This is a genomic window from Bradyrhizobium liaoningense, assembly GCF_018130825.1.
In the GTDB taxonomy this organism is placed as follows: Bacteria; Pseudomonadota; Alphaproteobacteria; order Rhizobiales; family Xanthobacteraceae; genus Bradyrhizobium; species Bradyrhizobium liaoningense_B.
Map to the genome: position 1 here is coordinate 738418 of NZ_JAFCJS010000003.1, position 22860 is coordinate 761277.

Annotated in this window: 22 protein-coding genes; 10 read left to right on the forward strand and 12 right to left on the reverse strand. The window is 65.3% G+C overall.

What is annotated here, in order from left to right; translation table 11 throughout:
• Positions 1–99 precede the first annotated feature (99 nt).
• The gene (argH, locus tag JQ603_RS16920; protein ID WP_212341081.1) at positions 100–1491 is read right to left on the reverse strand and encodes an argininosuccinate lyase; all 1392 of its coding nucleotides are present in this window, start codon (positions 1489–1491) and stop codon (positions 100–102) included.
• 105 nt (positions 1492–1596) lie between these two features.
• On the opposite strand from argH, the gene tlpA reads away from it, so the two are divergent.
• A complete protein-coding gene (tlpA, locus tag JQ603_RS16925) occupies positions 1597–2262 on the forward strand; it encodes a thiol:disulfide interchange protein TlpA (RefSeq protein WP_212341083.1) in 666 nt (221 codons plus the stop codon).
• 3 nt (positions 2263–2265) lie between these two features.
• Here the strand turns inward: tlpA and JQ603_RS16930 are convergent, their stop codons facing one another.
• The 6 genes from JQ603_RS16930 to JQ603_RS16955 all read right to left on the reverse strand — a co-directional run bounded on the left by JQ603_RS16930 (position 2266) and on the right by JQ603_RS16955 (position 6342).
• Positions 2266–2460 (reverse strand): putative motility protein, encoded by a 195-nt coding sequence (locus JQ603_RS16930; RefSeq protein WP_211411771.1) that lies wholly within the window; start codon positions 2458–2460, stop codon positions 2266–2268.
• 201 nt (positions 2461–2661) lie between these two features.
• The gene (locus tag JQ603_RS16935) at positions 2662–3543 is read right to left on the reverse strand and encodes a 3-hydroxybutyryl-CoA dehydrogenase (protein ID WP_212341085.1); all 882 of its coding nucleotides are present in this window, start codon (positions 3541–3543) and stop codon (positions 2662–2664) included.
• Positions 3544–3752: 209 nt separating this feature from the next.
• A complete protein-coding gene (locus JQ603_RS16940) occupies positions 3753–4697 on the reverse strand; it encodes an electron transfer flavoprotein subunit alpha/FixB family protein (RefSeq protein ID WP_212341087.1) in 945 nt (314 codons plus the stop codon).
• Entirely contained in the window at positions 4697–5446 is a 750-nt protein-coding gene (locus JQ603_RS16945; protein WP_212341089.1) for an electron transfer flavoprotein subunit beta/FixA family protein, read from the reverse strand. Before JQ603_RS16945 ends, JQ603_RS16940 begins: the two co-directional genes overlap by 1 nt.
• Positions 5447–5572: 126 nt before the next feature.
• A complete protein-coding gene (locus JQ603_RS16950) occupies positions 5573–6145 on the reverse strand; it encodes a cob(I)yrinic acid a,c-diamide adenosyltransferase (RefSeq protein WP_018646528.1) in 573 nt (190 codons plus the stop codon).
• 2 nt (positions 6146–6147) lie between these two features.
• Positions 6148–6342 carry a twin transmembrane helix small protein gene (locus JQ603_RS16955; protein ID WP_183246976.1) on the reverse strand — a complete coding sequence of 65 codons (195 nt, stop codon included), beginning with the start codon at positions 6340–6342 and terminating at the stop codon, positions 6148–6150.
• A 231-nt stretch (positions 6343–6573) separates the two neighbouring features.
• On the opposite strand from JQ603_RS16955, the gene JQ603_RS16960 reads away from it, so the two are divergent.
• A complete protein-coding gene (locus JQ603_RS16960) occupies positions 6574–7467 on the forward strand; it encodes a YihY/virulence factor BrkB family protein (protein WP_212341090.1) in 894 nt (297 codons plus the stop codon).
• Here JQ603_RS16960 and JQ603_RS16965 read toward each other — a convergent pair.
• Together JQ603_RS16965 and gluQRS are read right to left on the reverse strand one after the other, a co-directional pair.
• Positions 7394–8659: an ATP-binding protein gene (locus tag JQ603_RS16965; RefSeq protein ID WP_212341091.1), complete on the reverse strand. Its 1266-nt coding sequence runs from the start codon at positions 8657–8659 to the stop codon at positions 7394–7396. The two genes, JQ603_RS16960 and JQ603_RS16965, sit on opposite strands and share 74 nt — an antisense overlap.
• A 103-nt stretch (positions 8660–8762) precedes the next feature.
• Complete coding sequence (gluQRS, locus tag JQ603_RS16970) at positions 8763–9632, reverse strand: tRNA glutamyl-Q(34) synthetase GluQRS (RefSeq protein ID WP_212341092.1); 870 nt, start codon at positions 9630–9632, stop codon at positions 8763–8765.
• Positions 9633–9759: 127 nt separating this feature from the next.
• Between gluQRS and JQ603_RS16975 the strand changes: the two genes are divergently transcribed.
• Positions 9760–10410: a DNA-3-methyladenine glycosylase family protein gene (locus tag JQ603_RS16975; RefSeq protein ID WP_212341093.1), complete on the forward strand. Its 651-nt coding sequence runs from the start codon at positions 9760–9762 to the stop codon at positions 10408–10410.
• Between the two features lie 32 nt (positions 10411–10442).
• Here JQ603_RS16975 and JQ603_RS16980 read toward each other — a convergent pair whose 3' ends face one another.
• Positions 10443–11330 (reverse strand): LysR family transcriptional regulator, encoded by an 888-nt coding sequence (locus JQ603_RS16980; protein WP_212341094.1) that lies wholly within the window; start codon positions 11328–11330, stop codon positions 10443–10445.
• Positions 11331–11510: 180 nt separating this feature from the next.
• Between JQ603_RS16980 and JQ603_RS16985 the strand changes: the two genes are divergently transcribed.
• From JQ603_RS16985 to JQ603_RS17015, 7 genes are all read left to right on the forward strand, one after another.
• The gene (locus JQ603_RS16985) at positions 11511–12485 is read left to right on the forward strand and encodes an NAD(P)H-dependent flavin oxidoreductase (protein ID WP_212341095.1); all 975 of its coding nucleotides are present in this window, start codon (positions 11511–11513) and stop codon (positions 12483–12485) included.
• A gap of 37 nt (positions 12486–12522) precedes the next feature.
• A complete protein-coding gene (locus JQ603_RS16990) occupies positions 12523–13707 on the forward strand; it encodes an ABC transporter substrate-binding protein (protein ID WP_212341096.1) in 1185 nt (394 codons plus the stop codon).
• Positions 13700–15247, forward strand: a complete 1548-nt coding sequence (locus JQ603_RS16995; RefSeq protein WP_349630750.1) for an acyl-CoA synthetase — start codon at positions 13700–13702, stop codon at positions 15245–15247. The genes JQ603_RS16990 and JQ603_RS16995 overlap by 8 nt, the downstream gene beginning before the upstream one ends.
• Positions 15248–15346: 99 nt before the next feature.
• Positions 15347–16432: a DUF2855 family protein gene (locus JQ603_RS17000; RefSeq protein WP_212341098.1), complete on the forward strand. Its 1086-nt coding sequence runs from the start codon at positions 15347–15349 to the stop codon at positions 16430–16432.
• A gap of 77 nt (positions 16433–16509) precedes the next feature.
• On the forward strand, positions 16510–18273 hold the full coding sequence (locus JQ603_RS17005; protein WP_212341099.1) for a flavin-containing monooxygenase: 1764 nt from the start codon (positions 16510–16512) through the stop codon (positions 18271–18273).
• Between the two features lie 143 nt (positions 18274–18416).
• Complete coding sequence (locus JQ603_RS17010; protein ID WP_212341100.1) at positions 18417–19394, forward strand: peptidyl-alpha-hydroxyglycine alpha-amidating lyase family protein; 978 nt, start codon at positions 18417–18419, stop codon at positions 19392–19394.
• 202 nt (positions 19395–19596) lie between these two features.
• Positions 19597–20154, forward strand: coding sequence for an HNH endonuclease (locus tag JQ603_RS17015; protein WP_027522133.1), 558 nt, complete (start codon positions 19597–19599; stop codon positions 20152–20154).
• A 9-nt stretch (positions 20155–20163) separates the two neighbouring features.
• On the opposite strand, the gene JQ603_RS17020 is transcribed toward JQ603_RS17015, so the two are convergent.
• Entirely contained in the window at positions 20164–21624 is a 1461-nt protein-coding gene (locus tag JQ603_RS17020; protein ID WP_212341101.1) for a GH1 family beta-glucosidase, read from the reverse strand.
• 2 nt (positions 21625–21626) lie between these two features.
• The gene (locus JQ603_RS17025) at positions 21627–22628 is read right to left on the reverse strand and encodes a glycoside hydrolase family 16 protein (protein ID WP_212341103.1); all 1002 of its coding nucleotides are present in this window, start codon (positions 22626–22628) and stop codon (positions 21627–21629) included.
• Between the last annotated feature and the right edge of the window lie 232 nt (positions 22629–22860).

Sequence of the window (22860 nt, forward strand, 5' to 3'; positions counted from 1 at the left end):
GACGAAATCCCCACTACGCGGGCCGCACCATACAGAGATTGGCGCGCTCTGGCGAGAGCCGGATGACCATGAAACATAAGCGAAATTTTGCCCTCAGCCCTATTTCCGCTCTTTTTCCAGCCGCTTCGCCCAGCTCTTTGCCTGCGACGCCACGTTCTTCGGCGCGGTGCCGCCGAAGCTGGTCCGGCTCCTCACCGACGATTCGACCGAGAGCACGCCGAGCACGTCCTTGGTGATCTTCGGCTCGATCGCCTGCATCTCCTTCAGCGGCAGCTCGTGCAGCGCCATGCCGCCCTCGGCGGCCTTGGCCACGATCCGCCCGGTGACGTGATGGGCCTCGCGGAACGGCATCTTCAGCGTCCGCACCAGCCAGTCGGCCAGATCGGTCGCCGTGGCATAGCCCTCGCCGGCGGCCGCCTTCATCTTGGCTTCGTCGGGGACGAGGTCGCGGACCATGCCGGTCATGGCGCGGATCGCCAGCGACAGCGCGGCAAAGCCCTCCATGGCGCCCTGCTTGTCCTCCTGCATGTCCTTTTGATAGGCGAGCGGCAGGCCCTTCATGACGATCAGGAGGCCGTTGAGCGCGCCGATGACGCGGCCGGTCTTGGCACGCACCAACTCGGCTGCATCCGGATTGCGCTTCTGCGGCATGATCGACGAGCCCGTGGTGAACTTGTCGCTGAGGCGGATCAGGCCGACCAGCGGCGAGGTCCAGATCACGATCTCCTCGGCAAAGCGCGACATGTGCACGGCACAGATCGAGGCCGCCGACAACGTCTCCAGCACGAAGTCGCGGTCGGAGACCGCATCGAGCGAGTTCGCCATCGGGCGGTCGAAGCCCAGCGCCTTCGCGGTGGCATGGCGGTCGATCGGAAACGAGGTGCCGGCGAGCGCGGCGGCGCCGAGCGGCGACTCGTTGAGCCGCTTGCGCGCGTCCTGGAAACGGCCGCGGTCGCGCGCGGCCATCTCGACATAGGCGAGCAGATGGTGGCCGAAGGTCACGGGCTGCGCGGTCTGCAGATGCGTGAAGCCGGGCATCACGGTGCCGGCATGCTCCAGCGCACGCTCGACCAGTGCCTGCTGGAAGGCGGCGAGCGCCGCATCGGTCTCGTCGAGAACGTCGCGGACATAGAGACGGAAGTCGGTCGCGACCTGGTCGTTGCGCGAGCGCGCGGTGTGCAGGCGGCCGGCGGCGGGGCCGATCAGCTCCGACAGGCGGCTCTCGACATTCATATGGATGTCCTCGAGCGCGCGCTTGAATTCGAAGCCGCCCTTGCCGATCTCTGACAAAATCGTGTCTAGACCCTTGCCGATATTTTTCGCATCAGAGGCCGTGATGATGCCCTTCGCGGCGAGCATCGCGGCGTGGGCCTTGGACGCGGCAATGTCCTGGGCAAAGAGGTGACGATCGACGTCGATGGAGACGTTGATCTCTTCCATGATCTCATCGGGACGCTCCGAGAACCGGCCGCCCCACATCTTGTTGCTCATGATCCCCTGCTCACGCCTTGCCTGTCGCTAGCCACGTTTGCTGGCCGCAGCCAGCCGTATTAAGAGGCCCCTGATAGCCATATCTGCGACCGGATGACAAACGATATGCTCGACAAGAAGCCCTCCGCCACGCGCCGGATCCCCCTCGTCATCGCCACGGTGGCGATCGGCGGGCTGGCCGGCTTCGCCGCGCTGTACGGGCTGGGCCTGAGCCGGGCGCCTTCGGGCGATCCGACCTGCAAGCCGGCGGTGGCGACGGCGCAAAAAATCGCTCCGCTCGCCCATGGCGAGGTGGCGGCGCTGACCATGGCGACCGCGCCGTTGAAGCTGCCTGACCTGGCCTTCGAGGACGCCGACGGCAAGCCGAAGAAGCTGTCCGATTTCCGCGGCAAGACGCTGCTGGTGAACCTCTGGGCGACCTGGTGCGTGCCCTGCCGGAAGGAGATGCCGGCGCTGGACGAGCTCCAGGGCAAGCTGGCGGGCCCGAATTTCGAGGTGGTGGCGATCAACATCGACACCCGCGACCCCGAAAAGCCCAGGACCTTCCTGAAAGAGGCCAATCTGACCCGGCTCGGTTACTTCACTGATCAGAAAGCCAAGGTTTTTCAGGATCTTAAGGCCATAGGCCGGGCGCTGGGCATGCCCACCTCGGTGCTGGTCGACCCGCAAGGCTGCGAGATCGCGACGATCGCGGGGCCGGCGGAGTGGGCGAGCGAAGATGCGCTCAAGCTGCTCCGGGCGGCGACGGGCAAGGCCGCCGCGTCGCTTTAGGGGTTAGGCAGTCACGTTCAGGTTGCCGCCGACACCGGGTCCGACATTGGCGAGCGAGGGCTGACCGGCACCGAGCAGGGTCAGGACGGTGGATTTCTCCATGTCCAAGTTCTGCTTGGTCAGCGTCGCCGCAATATTCGACTGCAGCGCGCCTTGCTGAGCGGCCAGCATGGTGCTGACCATCGCCATCATATCCATTACGCGAACCCTCGTACCGGCTGTAACCTAGAGGCGAGCGGTTAATGGGACATGAATTGTCACAGAGTGGATGCTAGCCGAGACCAATGGCGCCGTAGGGTGGGCAAAGGCGCACTTGCGCCGTGCCCACCATCTCACCATTGCAGCAAAAAATGCGTGGGCACGCTTCGCTTTGCCCACCCTACGGCACCGGGAAATGGATCAGCGGGTCGGAACCGGCTTGGCGCCGCGGTAGTCGTAGAAGCCGCGCTGGGTCTTGCGACCGAGCCAGCCGGCCTCGACGTATTTCACCAGCAGCGGGCACGGGCGATACTTGGAGTCGGCGAGGCCCTCGTGCAGCACCTGCATGATCGACAGGCAGGTATCGAGACCGATGAAGTCGGCAAGCTCCAGCGGACCCATCGGATGGTGCGCCCCGAGCTTCATCGCCGCGTCGATCGCCTCGACGTTGCCGACGCCTTCGTACAGCGTGTAGATCGCCTCGTTAATCATCGGCAGCAGGATGCGGTTGACGATGAAAGCCGGGAAATCCTCGGAGACCGCGACCTGCTTGCCGAGCCTGGCCACGAATTCCTTGGCCGCCTCGAAGGTCGCATCATCCGTGGCTATGCCGCGGATCAGCTCGACCAGCTCCATCAGCGGCACCGGATTCATGAAGTGGATGCCGATGAAGCGCTCGGGCCGGTCGGTGGCGGCGGCAAGGCGCGTGATCGAGATCGAGGATGTGTCGGAGGCGACGATCGCCTCGGGCTTCAAGATAGCGCAGAGCTCGTGGAAGATCTTGCGCTTGACCTCTTCCTTCTCGACCGCGGTCTCGATCACGAGATCGCAGTCGGCGAGGTCGTCGAGCTTCTCGGCGGCCACGATGCGCGACAGCGCCTTGGTCTTGGCCTCCTCGGTGACGACCTTCTTGGAGACCTGGCGGGCCAGATTGCCATTGATGGTGGCCATGCCCGACTTGAGGCGGTCGGCCGAAACGTCGTTGAGCACCACGTCGAAGCCGGCGAGCGCTGCAACATGCGCGATGCCATTGCCCATCTGACCCGCGCCGATCACGCCGACCTTCTTGATCACTGCCGCCATAATGTCATCCACCGGAACGGCGCGCATATCGCGCCCTGCCTATCCCCTGAGCCGGGAGGTCTGATTTGACCAGAAGCCTGATTTAATCAGAACCTTGGCTCGAAACCTAGATTGGATCGCTTCGAAGGCGTGCCCCACGCCAAAGAAAACGCCTCAAAAATGAAACACCGGCCGGAGTTTATACCTCCGGCCGGTGTTTTGAACGCGTTTTACTTGCCGAGCTTGCCGAGTTCGGCCGTCAGCTCCGGAACCGCCTGGTAGAGGTCGGCGACCAGGCCATAATCGGCAACCTGGAAGATCGGCGCGTCCTCGTCCTTGTTGATCGCGACGATCACCTTGGAGTCCTTCATGCCGGCCAGATGCTGGATCGCGCCGGAAATGCCCACGGCGACATAGAGCTCGGGGGCCACGACCTTGCCGGTCTGGCCGACCTGCCAGTCGTTCGGGGCGTAGCCGGCGTCCACCGCCGCACGCGAGGCACCGACGCCGGCACCCAGCTTGTCAGCCAGCGGCTCGATGTACTTGGCAAAGTTCTCGCGGCTCTGCATGGCGCGGCCACCGGAGACGATGATCTTGGCCGAGGTCAGCTCGGGACGGTCGCTCTTGGCGACCTCCTCACCGACGAAGGACGACAGGCCGGGATCGGCCGCCGCCGCCACGGTCTCGACCGGCGCGCTGCCGCCTTCGCCCGCCGCGGCGAAGGTGGAGGTACGGACCGTGATGACCTTCTTGGCGTCCTTCGACTTCACCGTCTGGATGGCGTTGCCGGCATAGATCGGACGCTCATAGGTATCGGGGGCGACCACCTTGATGATCTCCGAGACCTGCATAACGTCGAGCAGGGCGGCGACGCGCGGCATCACGTTCTTGAAGCGCGAGGTCGCGGGCGCGACGATCGCATCATAGCCGGAAGCCAGCGAGACGATCAGCGCGGCCAGCGGCTCGGCGAGATCGTGCGCGTAGAGCTCGCCGTCGGCGAGCAGCACCTTCTTCACGCCGGCAAGCTTGGCAGCAGCATCCGCCGCGGCCTTGGCGTTCTGGCCGGCCACCAGCACCTCGACATCCGCACCGAGCGCGGCAGCCGCGGTCAGGGTCTTGTTGGTCGCATCCTTGAGCGACGCATTGTCGTGTTCGGCAATCAGAAGCGTCGTCATCAGAGCACCCCGGCTTCGTTCTTGAGTTTCGACACCAGCTCGGCGACGTCCTTGACCTTGACGCCCGCCTTGCGGCCCGCCGGTTCAGTGGTCTTGAGAACCTCGAGGCGCGCGGCGACGTCGACGCCGTAATCGGCGACGGTCTTCTCCGCGATCGGCTTCTTCTTCGCCTTCATGATGTTCGGCAGCGAGGCGTAACGCGGCTCGTTGAGACGGAGGTCGGTGGTGACGATTGCCGGTCCCTTCAGCTTGACGGTCTGCAGGCCGCCGTCGACTTCGCGCGTGACCTTGAAGTCAGAGCCTTCGACCTCGAGCTTGGAGGCGAAGGTCGCCTGCGACCAGCCGAGCAGCGCGGCCAGCATCTGGCCGGTCTGGTTGCTGTCGTCGTCGATCGCCTGCTTGCCGAGAATGATGAGGCCGGGCTGCTCTTCTTCCGCGACCTTCTTCAGGATCTTGGCGACAGCGAGCGGCTCGACATTGCCTTCGGCCTTCACCAGGATGCCGCGATCGGCGCCCATGGCAAGACCGGTGCGGATCGTCTCCGACGCCTGCGCAGGTCCAATGGAGACCACCACGACCTCGGTCGCCTTGCCGGCTTCCTTCAGGCGCAGCGCTTCCTCGACCGCGATTTCGTCGAACGGGTTCATCGACATCTTGACGTTGGCGAGTTCAACGCCCGATCCATCGCCCTTGACGCGGACCTTGACGTTGTAATCGACCACCCGCTTTACCGGCACTAAGACCTTCATCGATCCTCTTTCACTCAATTTGGGAGGGGGGTTATCAACTGGCGCGGAACCTAAAGGCCTGATCCGGCCCGGTCAACGCGCGAAGGGGCCAATTTTTAGACCTTAGAAATGCGCCGTCCAAATGGGTCAGCGGTTCTGGCCCGGAACCCAGAGCACGTCTCCGGCTCCGTTATGGTTAGCGGCACGGCTCGCCACGAACAGGAAGTCCGACAGGCGGTTCATATACTGGATGCCAGCCGCGCTGACCGGCTCGCCCGGCCGGGCCGCCAGTTCCACGATCACGCGTTCCGCCCTGCGGCATATCGTGCGGGCGACGTGGAGGTAGGCCGCAGCCGGCGTGCCGCCGGGGAGCACGAAGGAGGTCAGCGGCGCGAGCTTGTCGTTGAGCGCGTCGATGTCGCGCTCGAGCCGCTCCACCTGGCTCGCGACCACCCGCAGCCGCTCGGCCTTGCCTTCACGTTCGGGCACCGCGAGATCGGCGCCGAGGTCGAACAGGTCATTCTGGATACGGCCGAGCATCGCGTCGAACTCGGGCATGTCATGGGTATGGAGCCTGACAACGCCGATTGCGGCATTGGTCTCGTCGACCGTGCCATAGGCCTCGATGCGCAGATCGTATTTCGGACGGCGCTCGCCCGAGCCCAGCGCCGTCGTGCCGTCGTCACCGGTCTTGGTATAGATGCGATTCAATACCACCATGTTCAGCGTCCCATCGCCCAGACTGCCGCCATGGCGATGACGATCGCCACGAACTGAAGCAGCACCCGCCAGCGCATCAGCTTCTGCGAGGTATCTGGCGAGCCGCCGCGCATCATGTTGACGAGGCCGAGCAGCAGCACCAACGCCACGGCGCCGACCGCGATCGGCAGGATGAAAGTACTCAGGATAGATGCCATCTGAGGGTAGATAACACCGTGTGCGGCGGTCCGCCATGGCGTTCCCGATCTGGCTTTTAAGCCAATAATATCAGAAGCTAGCTGGATGATTTCAGATTTGCGCGAGCGGCCCGTTCTCTTCGCCTCTCCCCGCCTGCGCGGAAAGGCCGGAATGCGCTCGCAGCCCGCAAGCGGGGCGAGGCGAATTCGGGCCGCAAGCGGAGCGAGAGCAACATTGCTCTGGAGCAAGCCGTGAAAGCGATCCGCTACATCTACTGCGTGCTGGAGGACGCGTTCTACACGTTCCTGGCCGACGACGGCTGGGCGATCGCGAGCCATATCGCGCTGTCGACGCTGATGGCGCTGTTCCCGTTCCTGATCGTGCTGACCTCGCTCGCCGGCTTCTTCGGCTCCAAGGAACTCGCCGATCAGGCCGCCAGCCTGATGCTCGAGGTCTGGCCCAAGCAGGTCGCCGATTCGATCTCGGGCGAAATCCACGACGTGCTGACCACCACCCGCACCGGCGTGCTGACGATCGGCGCGGCGCTGTCGGTCTACTTCGCCTCGAACGGCGTCGAGGCGCTCCGCGTCGCGCTCAACCGTGCCTATGCAGTGGTGGAGATGCGGCGCTGGTACTGGCTGCGGCTGGAATCGATCGGCTACACGCTGGTCGCGGCCTTCACCGCGCTAGCCATGGCATTCCTGATCGTGCTCGGTCCGCTCTTCATCGAGGCGGCGCGGCGCCATATCCCGCTGTTCGTCGAATCCAACGAAAGCATCCTGACCTGGCTGCGCTACGGCATCACCATCGGCGCGCTGGTGGTGGCGCTGGTGATCCTGCATGCCTGGCTGCCGGCGGGCCGGAGGAGCTTCTTCCAGATCATGCCCGGCATCGTCTTCACCATCGTGGCGTCGCTGATTTCAGGCATCGTGTTCGGACAATATCTGGCGCGCTTCGCCAACAATTACGTGACGATGTATGCAGGCCTCGCCTCGGTGATCATCGCGCTGGTGTTCCTGTATTTCATCGCCGCGATCTTCGTTTACGGCGGCGAGCTCAACGCCGCGATCATCAAATCGCAGCTTCCTCACGGCGTGTCGCTTCAAGCAGCGCAGTCGCTAAAGCCCGCGGAGACACAGGCTTGACCAGGAAGGCATCAGCGCCGGCTTCACGCGAGGCCGCCTCGTCCTCGCCGCGCCCGGAAACCCCGATGATGGGGATCTGAGCCAGCGGTGCCGGCATGGTGCGGATCCGCCTGATCGCCTCGACGCCATCTATGCCAGGCAGCACCATGTCCATCAGCACCGCATCGAAGGCGCCCTGCTCCAGCCGGTTCACGGCATCCTCGCCGCGCCCGATGAACTCGGCATGATGGCCAAGCTCGGTGAGGATGGTGTTGAGCACGACGCGGCCGAACGGGTTGTCCTCGACGCTGAGCACGCGCAGCGCCGCGACCGTGTCCATCTCGGCTTCGCCTTTCGATTTACCCGACCTGGCCGGCCCTGCCGCATCCAGCGACACCGTCAGCGTGAAGGTGGCGCCGCCGCCATTGCGCGGCGCGACCGAGATGTCGCCCCCCATCGCGCGCGCCAGTTGCTTCACCGAGGACAGCCCTAGGCCGGCGCCGCCGAAACGCGAGGCGATGGTGACATTGGCCTGGCTGAAGGGGCGAAACAGCCGCTTGATCTCGGCCATGGTGAGGCCGATGCCGCTGTCGGACACCGCGAAGGCGACCCCGACCTTGCTTTTGCCCTTGCTCGTCTTGGTAGGACGCCAGGGCGTCACCGCGAGCGCCACGCCGCCCTGCTCGGTGAACTTGACGGCATTGTCGATCAGGTTCTCGAGCGCGGCGCGCAGGCGGACGGGATCACCGACCACCAGCCCCGGCAGCTTGTCGGAGATCTCGACCTGGGCCTGGAGCCCCTTGGCCGCGGCGCGCCCGGCGAGCGAATCGCCGGTGCTGCGCGCGAGCGCCCGCAAGTCGAACAGATCCTGCCGCAGCGTGCTGCCGCCCTTCCCGGCGCCCTTGCCCGTTCGGGCAGCGTCCACGAACAGCGTGGCAAGGCTCGCCAGATGCTCGGCGCCCGCCTTGATGGTGTCGGCCCAGCGCCTCTCCCGCTCCCCGAGATCGGAGGTCGCGAGCAGATCGCTGATCGCGAGAATGCCGGTCAGGGGGGTGCGGACCTCGTGGGCGAAGGCGGCGAGCGCCGCCTGGACCACATCTGGCGCGGCAGCTTTGGTGGCGCGCCTGCGCGACCGCCCGGCCGCCCCGGACCGCTTCCGAGGCGGTCGCCTGGACGTCCGCGTAGTGCGCACTGCGCGCGTTTTCGCCGCCATAATTCCCCTTCGAAGTATCCGCTTCGAACCCGGGCCGTCGGCCGAGCATGGCACGGGGGAACCCCCGGAGTCACGGCAGCGTTTCGCTAACCCCCAGAGAAACTTAACCTAATCCCACCAGCTGGCGGACACTGGCGGGTGTGGCGCCAGCAGCGCGCAACTCGCGCAGCCCCGTCGAACGGCTGGATTTCGACAGCTTCCGGCCCTCGCCGTCACGAATCAGAGCATGGTGCCGGTAAGCCGGTTCCGGCAGGCCGAGCAGGACCTGGAGCAGGCGGTGCACCGCGGTTGCGTGAAACAGGTCCTGCCCCCGCACGATCTCGCTGACGCCCTGGAGCGCGTCGTCGACGACCACCGACAGATGGTAGCTGGTCGGCGTCTCCTTGCGGGCCAGGATTACGTCGCCCCAGGCCTCCGGCCGCGCCGGGACGGCGCCGCGCTCGCCATCGGGTCCTTCGCCGAGCTCGTTCCAGCTCAGGCCGTCGACACGGCGGCAGGCGGCCGCCATGTCGAGCCGGAGCGCGTAGGGCGCGCCCGAGGCGATCAGTCGTGTCCGCTCGTCGGCAGGGAGCGACTTCGCATCACCAGGATAAAGCGGTGCGCCATCGGGATCGCGCGGCCACGGCCCGTCGGCCTCCCGCTCCGCCACCAGTCTTGCGATCTCGGCCCGGCTTTCGAAGGCGGGATAGACGAGGTCCAGCGCCGAGAGTCTTTCGAGCGCGGCACGATAGTCGGAAAGATGCTCCGACTGCCGCCGCACCGGCGTCTCCCAGGCAATGCCGAGCCAGGCGAGGTCCTCGTAGATCGCGGTCTCGTATTCCGGCCGGCAGCGCGTCGCATCGATGTCCTCGATCCGCAGCAACAGCCGCCCACCGGTCTCTCGCGCGCGATCGAAGTTGAGCAGCGCGGAATAGGCGTGGCCGAGATGCAGCAGGCCGTTGGGGCTGGGGGCAAATCGGAAAACGGGTGGCATGAGTTCTCGGTGTATCCGTCATTGCCGGGCTTGACCCGGCAATCCATCTTCCATGACTCTGTTACGATAGGAGATGGATGGCCGGGTCAAGCCCGGCCGTGACGCCGGAGAGAGCTTACCGAGCCCCATGACCATCCACCTCGAAACCCAGTCCGACCTCGAAGAAGCCGTCCATGCGCTGATCAAGCGCGATCCGCGCCTCAAGCCCGTGTTCGAGATCGCGGGCATGCCGGCGTTGCGGCGGCGCGAGCCGGGCTTTACCGGGCTCGCGCACATCGTCTGCGGGCAGCAGCTTTCGACCGCGAGCGCATCGGCGATCTGGGGACGGCTGTCGGCCGCGTTCGATCCGTTCGACCATGACGCCGTGCGCCGCGCCCGCACCGACCGGCTGGGGCGGCTCGGCCTGTCCGCCGCCAAGATCAAGACGCTGAAGCATCTCGCGCGCGAGATCAATGCGCAGCGGCTGAACCTCGACGTGCTCGCGGAGGAAGACGCCGACGCTGCGCACCACACGCTGATCTCGCTGCCCGGCATCGGGCCGTGGACGGCGGATGTCTATCTCCTGTTCTGCCTCGGGCATGGCGATGCATGGCCGGCCGGCGATCTCGCCGTGCAGGAGGGCATCAAGATCGGGCTCGGCCTCAAGGCGCGGCCGACGGAAAAACAGATGGCGCCGCTCGCCGAGCCCTGGCGCCCGCTGCGCGGCGCGGCCGCGCATCTGTGGTGGAGCTATTATCGCGCAGTGAAGAAGCGCGAGGGCGTGCTCGCCGGAAACTAAATTTTTTTGCGCATGACCTTTCCGGAAAACCTCTAGCCCCGCAGCCGCTCGCGGTCGGCGCGGGCGCATTCGGCCACGAAGTCGACCACGGCCCGCACCGCGGACAGCTCGACCAGATCGGGATGGGCGAGCAGCCAGAGGTCGGCGACACTGACGAGCTTCTGCGGCGCGACGCGCACGAGGTCCGGATAGCTCTCCGCGACGAAGCAGGACAGCGCGGAGATGCCAATCCCCGCGCGCACCGCCGCCAGCATGTCGCCCTGCGAGGAGCAGCGCATCACCACGGTACCCTGGCGCGTGATCGCATCGCTCCAGCGCGCCAGCTGCGCGTTGGAATCCTGATCGGCAAAGCCGATGACGCTGTGCCCCTTCCACTCGCCGCTACGCTCCGGCAGAGGGCGGCCGGCGGCATAGTCGCACGAGGCATAGAAGCCGGTGCCGAGGCGGCCGATCTTGCGGCCGACCAGGTTTTCCTCGCCGCTGTCGACCGGCCGCAGCACCACATCGGCCTCCCGGCGGCGCACGCTGGCCGGAAACGGATGGGTGATGATCTCGAGCCGGATGTGATCATGCGCGCCGAGGAAGGATCGCAGCCGTGGCATCAGCCAGTGCGAGGCCAGCGTCGCACCGATCGACAGCTTGACCGTGCCGCGCGCCTTGCGCCCGCCGGCGCCGACCGCCGCCTCGGCCCGGAGCGCGGCAGCCGCCATCGCCTCGACATGCTCGCGCAACGTCCGACCATCGGCGGTGAGCACGAATCCATCCGCGGCGCGCGCCAGCAGTTTTGTGCCGAGCTGCGCCTCCAGCGCCGCGACCTTGCGGCTGACGGTCGGATGGCTGGCGTGCAGACGCTTTGCCGCGGCCGTGAAGCTGCCGGTATCGGCGACCGCGACGAAGGTCTTGCAAAGATCCCAATCCACCGCCGGCTCCGTACAAATCTGATTATACGCTTGTTCAATATTGAACGATCACCTGTCCGCCGTCCAACTTATATTGGGGTCAAAGCGCTGGGCGGCGGACACCCCGCCAGCGCGACAATCGACATGGAAGCGCTCACAATCGGCCGGCAGGCCGTTGACGCGCGTTATCAGGAGGATCGGATGGCACTGCCTGCCTTGCTCAAGAACAATCTGGAGCTGCCCGTCGTCGGCTCGCCGCTCTTCATCGTCTCCGGACCGGAGCTGGTGATCGCCCAGTGCAAGGCGGGTGTCGTCGGCTCGTTTCCCGCGCTCAATGCCCGTCCGGTCGAGAAGCTCGACGAATGGCTGAGCCGGATCGAGGACGAGCTCGGTGAATACAAGTCGCGCAATCCGGGCAAGAAGGTCGCACCCTACGCCGTCAACCAGATCTGCCATGCCTCCAACGACCGGCTGATGAAGGACATGGAAACCTGCGTGAAGCACAAGGCGCCCATCATCATCACCTCGCTGCGGCCGCCGGCGGAGATCGTCGAAGCCGCGCATTCCTATGGCGGGCTGGTGTTCCACGACGTCATCAACGTCAAGCACGCGCGCAAGGCCGCCGAGCAGGGCGTCGACGGCCTGATCCTGGTCTGCGCCGGCGCCGGCGGACATGCCGGCACACTGTCGCCCTTCGCGCTGGTGCGCGAGGTCAAGCAATGGTTTGACGGCGCGATCCTGCTGTCGGGCGCGATCAGCGACGGTTTCGGCATCGCCTCCGCGCTGACGCTGGGCGCCGACCTCGCCTATATGGGGACGCGCTTCATCGCGACGCAGGAAGCAAACGCCGATGAAGCCTACAAATCGGCGCTGACGCAGCACGCCGCGCACGACATCGTCTACACCAACCTGTTCACCGGCGTGCACGGCAACTATCTGGGACCCTCGATCGCCGCCGCGGGGCTCGATCCGGACAATCTCCCGGCCGCCGACAAGACCAAGATGAACTTCGGCTCCGGCGGCAACATGAAGTCCAAGGCGTGGCGCGACATCTGGGGCTCGGGCCAGGGCATCGGCCAGATCCTAGATGCGCCACCAGTCGCCGAGCTCGTCGACCGGCTGAAGGGCGAGTTCGACCAGGCCCGGCAGGATTTCCTGATGCGCGCCAGCGCCTGACGGCTCGAACTGTAGAAAAGAAAAACGGGAGGACATCATGAAGCTGGCAGCCGCACTGATCGGCCTGTCGTTGCTGACACTCGCGACCGGGACCGCCCGCGCCGAAGGCAGCAACGAGATCCGCATCGGACAGACCCTGCCCTATAGCGGTCCGGCCTCCGGCTTCGGCGCGATCGGACGGACGCAGGAGGCGTTCTTCGAGAAGGTCAACACTGAGGGCGGCATCAACGGCCGCAAGGTCAAGTTCATCACGCTGGACGATGCCTACTCGCCGCCCAAGACCGTCGAGCAGACCCGCAAGCTGGTGGAGCAGGACGAGGTGCTGATGATGTTCGGCTCGCTCGGCACCGCTACCAACAGCGCCGTGCAGCGCTACCTCAACGGCAAGAAGGTGCCGCAGCTATTCGTGCTCTCGGGCGCGACGAAATGGGCCGATCCGCAGAAATATCCGTGGACCATGCCCGGCATGGCCGCCTACGAATCCGAGGGCGTGGTCTATGCCAAGCACGTGCTGCGCACCAAGCCCGGCGCCAAGATCGCCATCCTGTCCCAGAACGACGATTTCGGCCGCGACTATGTCGCCGGCTTCAAGCGCGCGCTCGGCGAGAAAGGCGCCAGCATGATCGTCGCGGAGCAGACCTATGAGACCAGCGCGCCGACGATCAGCTCGCAGCTCTCGACCCTGAAGGCGTCGGGCGCCGACGTGCTGTTCGGCGTCGTGCTCGGCAAGTTCACCTCGCAGATGATCAAGGGCGTGGCCGAGATCGGCTGGAAGCCCGAGCTGTTCTTCGTGCCGACATCGGCCTCGTCGATCTCGTTCCTCGAGCCGGCCGGGCTCGACAACGCGGTCGGCCTGATCTCGTCGAGCAACCAGAAGGACACGATGGACCCGCAATGGGCCAGCGATCCCGGCGTGAAGGAGTACTTCGCCTTCATGAAGCAATACATGCCGACCGCAGACCTCTCCAACTCCAACTACGCGGCCGGCTATCACTATGCGACGCTGCTGATGACGGTGCTGAAGGCGTGCAAGGATGATTTCAGCCGCGACAACATCATGCGCCAGGCGGCCTCGCTGAAGGAGGTGAAGCTGCCGCTGCTGCTGCCGGGCATGTCTGTCACCACCGGCCCCGACGACTATCTGCCGTTCCAGCAGCTTCAGCTCCGCCGCTTCAACGGCAAGAGCTGGGTCGGGTTCGGCGACGTGCTGGACGATCGCTAGACTCGAGCGCAAAAAGGGACACGCCATGATCATCAGCGGCGAACGCCGGATCGGCTATGACGAGATCCAGGCCTGCATCAGGCGGGCGGCGAGCGGGCTGCGTGCCCTGGGCCTTGCCGAAGGTACGCCGGTCGCCATGATGCTGCGCAACGATTTTGCGCTGTTCGAGGTGGTCGCGGCCTCTGCCGCGCTGGGCAGCCCGGTGGTGCCGATCAACTGGCACCTCAAGGCCGAGGAGGTCCGCTACATCCTGACCGACAGCGGGGCGAAGATCCTGGTCTGCCATGCCGATCTGCTGCCGCAGATCCGCGCGGGTCTGCCCGAGGATGTCCGCCTGCTCGTCGTCGCGACGCCGCCCGAGCTCGCCGCGACCTTCGCCATTCCCCCCGAGCTGACTCAAGTCCCGGCGGACCTCACCGATTGGGATCGCTGGCGCGACAGTCATCCGGAAATGCAGGAGCCGCCGCGCCGTGCCGCGGCAATGATCTACACGTCGGGGACCACGGGCATGCCGAAGGGCGTGCGGCGGATGCCGATGCAGCCCGAACAGGCGGCCGCCTCCGAGCGCGTCGGTGCGATCGCCTATGGCATCAAGCCGCGGGACAATCAGGTCGTGCTGATCAACGGCCCGATGTACCATTCGGCGCCGCACTCCTACGGCATGCTGGCGTTCCGCAGCTTCTGCACCATCGTCCTCCAGGCGCGGTTCGACGCCGAGGAGCTGCTGGCGCTGATCGAGCGCCACCACGTCACGCATATCCACATGGTGCCGACCATGTTCGTCCGGCTGCTGCGGCTGCCCGAGGCCGTGAGACAACGCTACGACCTCTCCTCGCTGCGTTTCGTGGTGCACGGCGCCGCGCCCTGCCCGCCCGAGATCAAGCGGGCCATGATCGAGTGGTGGGGACCGGTCATCAACGAATATTTCGGCTCGACCGAGACCGGCATCCCGGTATGGCACTCGGCCGAGGAGGCGTTGAAGAAGCCCGGAACGGTCGGCCGCGCCATCGAAGGCGGCATCGTCAAGGTTTTTCGCGACGACGGCAGCATCTGCGGCGCCAATGAGGTCGGCGAGATCTACATGCGCCAGACGGCGGTGCCCGATTTCGACTATCACGGCAAGGCGCAGGCGCGGGCTGAGGCCGGCCGCGAAGGTCTCGTCAGCGTCGGCGACGTCGGCTATCTCGACGAAGACGGCTATCTGTTCCTGTGCGACCGCAAGCGCGACATGGTGATCTCGGGCGGCGTCAACATCTATCCCGCCGAGATCGAGAATGTGCTGATCGCGATGCCCGGCGTGCGCGACTGCGCCGTGTTCGGCATCCCGGACGCCGAATTTGGCGAGCGGCTATGCGCCTGCATCGAGCCGGAGACCGGCGCGCAGCTTTCCACCGGCGTCGTGCAGGCCTTTCTGCGCGAGCGATTGGCCAACTTCAAGGTGCCGAAGGAGGTCCAGTTCCTGGATGCGCTGCCCCGCGAGGCAACCGGGAAGATCTTCAAGCGCAAGCTGCGCGATCCCTATTGGGCGAACCACCGCTAACGGAGGCGAACGAACAGCGTTTAAAACTATGTTGAGGTTGCAAACGGGGCGCGCATAGTCGATGAGATGCCGGTGCGGATCAGAGCCGGGATCGACATCATGACAGCCACCGACTTCATCGTTGCACGGGACAATCTCGAAACCTGCAAGACGATCGCAACCGGGCTTCCCACGGCAGATGCGCTGCCGCAGGATGCACTTCTCGTCAAAGTCGAGCGCTTTGCGTTCACCGCCAACAACATCACGTATGCGGTGATGGGCGACGAGCTGAAATACTGGCAGATCTTTCCCGCGCCGCAGGGATTCGGCAACATCCCGGTGTGGGGCCTTGGCGAGGTGATCGCCTCGAACCACCCGAACGTGCCGGTCGGCGAGAGGCTGTTCGGCTATTTCCCGATGGCGACGCATCTCGTGATCGAGGCGACCGACGTCAGCAAGCGCGGCTTGCGCGACGGCGCCGCGCATCGGCAGGGCGTGGCGCCCGTCTACAATGCCTATGCGCGTGTCGGCGGCGATCCCGCTTACGCCGGGCGGCAGGGCGACTACCAGGCGCTTCTGCGGCCGCTGTTCATGCTGTCGTTCCTGGTCGACGACTTCCTCGCCGAGAACGACGATTTCGGCGCGCGCGCCGTGCTGCTGTCGAGCGCATCGAGCAAGACCGCATTCGGGCTCGCACATCTGCTTCACACGCGCGGCCGCAAGGTGATCGGCCTGACCTCATCAGGCAATTCCGGCTTTGTCACCTCGCTCGGCTGCTATGACGAGGTCGTCACCTATGACCGCGCGACGTCGCTACCGTCAGACGCGCCGGTTGCCTTCGTCGACATGGCCGGCAACAGCGCGCTGCGCGCCACGCTGCACCGGCATTTCGGCGACCAGATGAAATGCTCGGTGCGCGTCGGTTTGACGCATCGTGCGACTGATGCCGACGAAGGCGTCCTGCCCGGCGCAAAGCCACGCTGGTTCTTCGCCCCCGACCACATCCGCAAGCGCGCCAAGGAATGGGGTCCGGGTGGCATCGAGCAGCGCCTTGGCGCGGCCTGGGCCGGCTTCGCGCCGATGTTGGAGCGATGCCTGACCGTGGTCGAGGGCCGCGGGCCCGAGGCGGTGCGGCAGGTCTATCTCGACACGCTGCAGGGCCGCATTCCGCCGGAGCAGGGCCATATGCTGTCGCTGCTCGGGTAAGGCGCTTTTGACGTCAGCCGAACCAGTATAGCGTCAGCCTCAGAGGAAACGCCGCGAAGACGGCCATGAGGTCGCGCATGCTGGACAAGACGCAGGATATTTCCGTCTCCGCACAGGCCTGGCTCGATGAGTTCGAGCGGACGCTCGGCAAGCCCGATCCAGCCGCGCTGGAGCGCCTCTTCCTCAGCGACGGCTTTTGGCGCGACGTGCTGGCGCTGAGCTGGAACCTGCAGACGATCGCAGGCCGCGATGCAGTCGCTCAGGCGCTGACAGCACTTGCGCCCGAGGCCGTACCGACCAATTTCAAGATCGCTCCGAACCGCGCGCCGCCGCGCTGGGTGACGCGTGCCGGCACCGCCAACATCGAGGCGATCTTCAATTTCGAAACCGCGATCGGCCGCGGCAGCGGCATCGTGCGGCTCGTCCCTGATGCGGCCGACGGCGACCACCTGAAGGCCTGGACGCTGCTCACCGCACTCGACGAATTGAAAGGTTTTGAGGAGCAGCTCGGCACCTCGCGCCCGCGCGGCCAGGCCTATTCGCGCGATTTCCGCGGGCCGAACTGGCTCGACCTGCGCAACGCCTCGCGCGACTATTCCGATCGCGATCCGGCCGTGCTGGTTGTCGGCGGCGGCCAGGCCGGACTCGCGATTGCGGCGCGGCTGAAGCAGCTGAAGGTCGACACCCTGATCGTCGATCGCGGGATCCGGATCGGCGACAATTGGCGCAAGCGCTATCACGCGCTCACCCTGCACAACCAGGTGCAGGTCAATCACCTGCCCTACATGCCGTTTCCGCCGAACTGGCCGGTCTATATCCCCAAGGACAAGCTCGCTAACTGGTTCGAGGCCTATGTCGATGCCATGGAGCTGAACTTCTGGACCGGCACCGAGTTCGAGGGCGGCTCGTATGACGAGACCAAGGGCCACTGGACCGTCAGACTGCGCCGCGCCGACGGCAGCAAGCACACCATGCATCCGCGCCACGTGATCATGGCAACCGGCGTCAGCGGCATCGCCAATATTCCCGACATTCCGACCCTCGAAAATTTCAAGGGTACGCTGGTGCATTCCAGCCGCTACGAGGACGGCGAGAACTGGACAGGCAAGCGCGCCATCGTCCTCGGCACCGGCAACAGCGGTCATGATATCGCGCAGGATCTTTATTCCAGCGGCGCCGAGGTGACGCTGGTGCAGCGTTCGCCGACGCTCGTCACCAATATCGAGCCGTCGGCGCAGCTCGCTTACGCCACCTACAATGAAGGCACGCTCGAGGACAACGATCTGATCGCGGCCTCGATGCCGACGCCGCTCGCGAAGAAGACGCATGTGATGCTGACCGAGCAGTCGAAGGCGCTCGACAAGGAGCTGCTCGACGGCCTTTCGCGCGTCGGCTTCAAGCTCGACTTCGGCGAGGCCGGCACCGGCTGGCAGTTCAAATACCTCACCCGCGGCGGCGGCTATTATTTCAACGTCGGCTGCTCCAACCTGATCGTCGAGGGCGCGGTCAAGCTCAGGCAGTTTTCCGACATCAAGACCTTTGTCCCCGAGGGTGCTCGGATGAAGGACGGCTCGACCATTCCCGCCGATCTGATCGTGCTCTCGACCGGCTACAAGCCGCAGGAGTACCTGGTGCGAAAACTGTTCGGCGATGGCATCGCCGACCGCGTCGGTCCGATCTGGGGTTTCGGCGAGGGTTTTGAACTGCGCAACATGTATGCGCGCACGAAGCAGCCCGGCCTCTGGTTCATCGCCGGCAGCCTCGCGCAATGCCGCATCAACTCGAAATATCTCGCGCTGCAGATCAAGGCGATCGAGGAAGGATTGTTGGGGCGGACGTAGACACAGCCGTCATTCCGGGGCGCGCGAAGCGCGAGCTATGATGCGCAATTGCGCATCTGAGAATCCATTTATCCCCGACACCGCCGTACGATGGATTCCGGGTTCACGCTTCGCGTGCCCCGGAATGACAAGAGGAGAAATCAATGCCAGCCATTCTCGGCACCGGCGAGCACCGCTACCGCGTCGTCGAAAACTTTGCGAAACTTCCCGACGGCTGGCAGCTCACCGACGTCGCCTCCGTCGCGGTCGACAGCAAGGACCGCGTCTACGTGTTCAACCGCGGCGCCCATCCGATGGTGGTGCTGGACCGCGAGGGCAACTTCCTGCGCAGTTTTGGCGAAGGCCTGTTCTCCCGCGCGCACGGCCTGCATATCGACGGCGACGACAATCTCTATTGCACCGACGACGGCGACCACACCGTGCGCAAATGCACCACCGACGGCAAGGTGCTGCTGACGATCGGCATCCCCGCAAAGCCGGCGCCGTTCATGAGCGGCGAGCCGTTCCACCGCTGCACCCACACCGCGCTGTCGCCGAAGGGCGAGATCTACGTCTCCGACGGCTATGGCAATGCGCGCGTGCACAAGTTCACGCCCGACGGCAAGCTGATCAAGAGCTGGGGCGAGCCGGGCACCGATCCCGGCCAGTTCAACATCGTGCACAATATCGCGACCGATGCCGACGGCTGGGTCTATGTCGCCGACCGCGAGAACCATCGCGTGCAGGTGTTCGACGGCGAGGGCAAATACGAGACGCAGTGGAACAATCTGCACCGGCCCTGCGCGCTGTGCTGCTGCGGCGGGGCCAGGCGCCCGACCTTCGTGATCGGCGAGCTCGGTCCCGGCCTCGACATCAACCGCAATGTGCCCAATCTCGGCCCGCGGCTGTCGATCGTCGATGCGCAGGGCAAACGCATCGCGCGGCTCGGCGGCGAGGAAGGTCCGGGCGTTGCCAGCGGCAAATTCCTGGCGCCGCACGGCATCGCGCTGGATTCGAGGGGCGACATCTATGTCGGCGAGGTCGGCGTCACCAACTGGAAGGCGAGCTTTCCGGACGAGGAAATGCCCGCCGTGGTGCGTGCGACGCGGTGCCTGCAGAAACTGGAGCGGGTGCCGGAATGAGGCGTCGGCGACCGCCCGGCGGTTCCGTCCCGGCCTCGCCCGCCCTCCCCGAATCACGGCGTTTTTGGGCGCTTCGCCACCCCGCCGCCGCATTGGCTGAGGCTGAATAAGTCTCTCGACGGGCTTCACAATCCCGTCACGCTGCATGTAGTATGTCAGTACATGCTGCTTCGCAGCGTACATTGGAGGCCGGGAGCGTTACTTGAACGCACATGTCTCGCAAGGCAGTTGGCCGGTGTTGGTGCTGAATGCGGACTTCCGGCCGCTGAGTTACTACCCACTGTCTCTGTGGTCGTGGCAGGACGCGATCAAGGCGGTGTTTCTCGACCGCGTCAACATCGTCGCCCATTACGATCAGGCGGTACGAAGTCCGACGTTAGAGATGCAGTTACCGAGCGTCGTCTCGCTCAAATCCTTCGTCAAGCCGACCACCCATCCTGCCTTCACCCGGTTCAACGTCTTCCTGCGCGATCGCTTCAACTGCCAATATTGCGGCTCGCCCGAAGACCTGACGTTCGATCACATCATTCCGCGCAGCAAAGGCGGCCAGACCACCTGGGAGAACGTGGTCGCGGCATGCTCGCCGTGTAACCTGCGCAAGGGCAATCTCACGCCCGCGCAAGCCAAGATGTTTCCGCGCCAGACCGCGTTCGCCCCGACCGTGCACCAGCTCCACCGCAACGGCCGGCTCTTCCCGCCGAACTACCTGCACGACAGCTGGCTGGACTACCTGTACTGGGATACGGAACTGGATCCGTAGAGGCCGGTCTCATACCCCAATCGCATTCCGCGCCACCACGTCGCGATAGAACGCCGCGCTCAGCTTCGGCACCCTTGCCTGCGTCTCGAAGTCGACCCGGTAGAGGCCGAAGCGCTTGCCGTAGCCGAAGATCCATTCAAAATTGTCCATCAGGCTCCACAGGAAGTAGCCGCGGATCGGCACGCCTTCGGTGATCGCGCGCTGCATCTGGGTCAGATAGTTGCGCAGGAACATGATGCGGTCGAGGTCGTAGACCTGGCCGTCGGCAGCGATCCTGTCCTCGGACGAGGTGCCGTTCTCGCTGACGTAGATGGTCTCGATGTTCCAGATTTTCGCGGCAAGGCGCGGGGCCCAGTAGATCACCTCGGGGCCGACCCGCAGCCATTCCGAATTCATGTGCGGGAACGAGGTCGGGAACGGCAGCACGTGGAAGCCCGGCGCGCGGTCCGAGGCGGTGACATAGTATTGCGGCGCGTAGATGTTGAGGCCGACGAAATCGTTCGGCGTGCCGATGATCTTCAACTCCTCCGCGGTGAATTTCGGCGCGTTCGCACCGGCATAGGCGAGGAAGCCGTCGGTGTACTTGCCCTCCAGCACCACGCCGAGGAAGCCGGCATTGAGTTCGCGCGTCGCGATCTCGGCGGCGCGGATGTTGTCCGGCGTCGCGATCGCCGGCACACAAGCGGCGATGTTCTCGGCTGCACCAACTCTCGTGCCGGCACGCCCGGAGGCGCGGATCGCCTGCACGGCAAGCCCGTGCGCCAGCGCGACGTGATGGCGGGCCTGGTTGAGCTGTGCGGTCGACAGCTTCAGGCCGGGCGCATCGATGCCCCAGCCATAGCCGAAATTCACGAAGCGCCCGACCTCGTTCACGGTGAAGACGGTCTTGACGCGATCGGTCAGGCGCGCGGCGACGTAAGCTGAATAGTCGGCAAATGCTTTCGCCGTATCGCTCGACTGCCAGCCGCCGACGCGATCCTGCAGCGCCTGCGGCAGGTCCCAGTGATACAGCGTGGCGTAGGGCTCGATGCCGTTCGCGAGCAGCTCGTCGACAAGGCGGTTATAGAAGTCGAGCCCCTTCGGATTGGGCTGGCCCGATCCATCCGGAAACACGCGGGGCCAGGCGATCGAGAAACGGTAGGCCTTGACGCCGAGCGCCTTGATCAGCGCGACGTCCTCCTTGTAGCGGTGATAGTGCTCGTTGGCGCGGTCGCCGGTCGAGCCGTCCTCGATCTTGCCGGGCATGTGGCTGAAGGTGTCCCAGATCGACTTGCCGCGCCCGTCCTCGTTGACGGCGCCTTCGATCTGGTAGGACGAGGTCGCTGTGCCCCACAGGAAATCCTTCGGGAAAGGCGCGGGTGCGTGTCGGTCGGCCGGAGTGGTCTCCGCAGCCCTGGCGTCCATTGCCGCGCCAAGCGCGGCGAGACCCGCAAGCCCTGCAAATTCGCGCCGCGAGACGTCAGCTGACATCGTTATCTCCGCGCCTGCTCCATATCGATCTGATAGACGGAAATCCTGTCGATCTCGAATGCCACGCGCGGCGGCGATTCCGCATCGACCGGTCCGACGCCAAGGAAGAACTTCGATCCGATCGCCAGGTTGACGATCATGTACATGGGATCGTCGAAGCCGATCGGCACCTTGATGTCGGAGACCGGCCTGCGGTCGATGAAATAGACCAGGCGATCCTCCGCCCACAGCACACCGTAATTGTGGAAGGTGCCCGACGCATCGCCGACTGCGAAATCGAAGCCGCAGGACTGGATTTTCTGGGTCGACGGAATCCGCCAATGCGTGGTCATGACGAGATCGCCGGGCCGCTCGCCGCGCCCTTCCAGCACGTCGACCTCCGGCGGCCAGCCGCCGTCATCCGCCAGCATCCAGAAGGCCGGCCACACCGCATGGCCGACCGGGACTTTGGCGCGGATCTCGAAATAGCCGTGCTTCTGCGCGAACGAGCCCTGGGTCGTCAGGATCCCGGAAATGTACTCGTTGTTGAACAGCACGGGTTTCAAGTCCGGCGGCGTGCGGCTGGCGACGATCGACAGCACGCCGTCCTTCACCTCGAACGGATCGAGCCCGAGCGGCGCCGCCCCACGGCCGGCATAGCGCGGATCGACATAGATCTGCTGCTCGCCGTTAGCGCTGGTCTTGCGCTTGAAGTCGGAGCCGTCGCCGCCCCAATAGCGCGCCTCGGGCCACGCCGCGCCGCCGGCATAGTGCGGCACCCAGCGACCTGTCGCGAGCGGATGCTCGTTGAAATCGTCGTTGAAGGTTCGGCGCAGCGTCAGGAACGCAAGCGAGGCGGGATTGACCGTCTCCAGCCTGCGGCACTCGATCGTGGAGGGATCGGTGGTGACTTGCAGCGACATCGTGCCGGGCGCGTCACCGAGATCGTCCTGCGCGACGACAGGCGCCGGCACGGCCGACAGGCCGATCGCGACCAGAGCGCCCTTCGTCCAACGGTCGATCATCACCGCACATCGAACATGCCAGGAAACCACACCGAAATTAGCTTGCCTGTCCCTGAACGGGCAAGCGCACCCATCGACCGCCTGCGGGCGATTTCGCAAAGACATCTCGACCGCTCACGCCAATCGGCCGCGGCCGGGAAGCCTGTCATCCGGCACAAGACTGATGACGAACCCGGGCAGATTCACGCGCCCCCCACATCGCCAGGGGCGGCTTCCTTCAACATTCGTTACG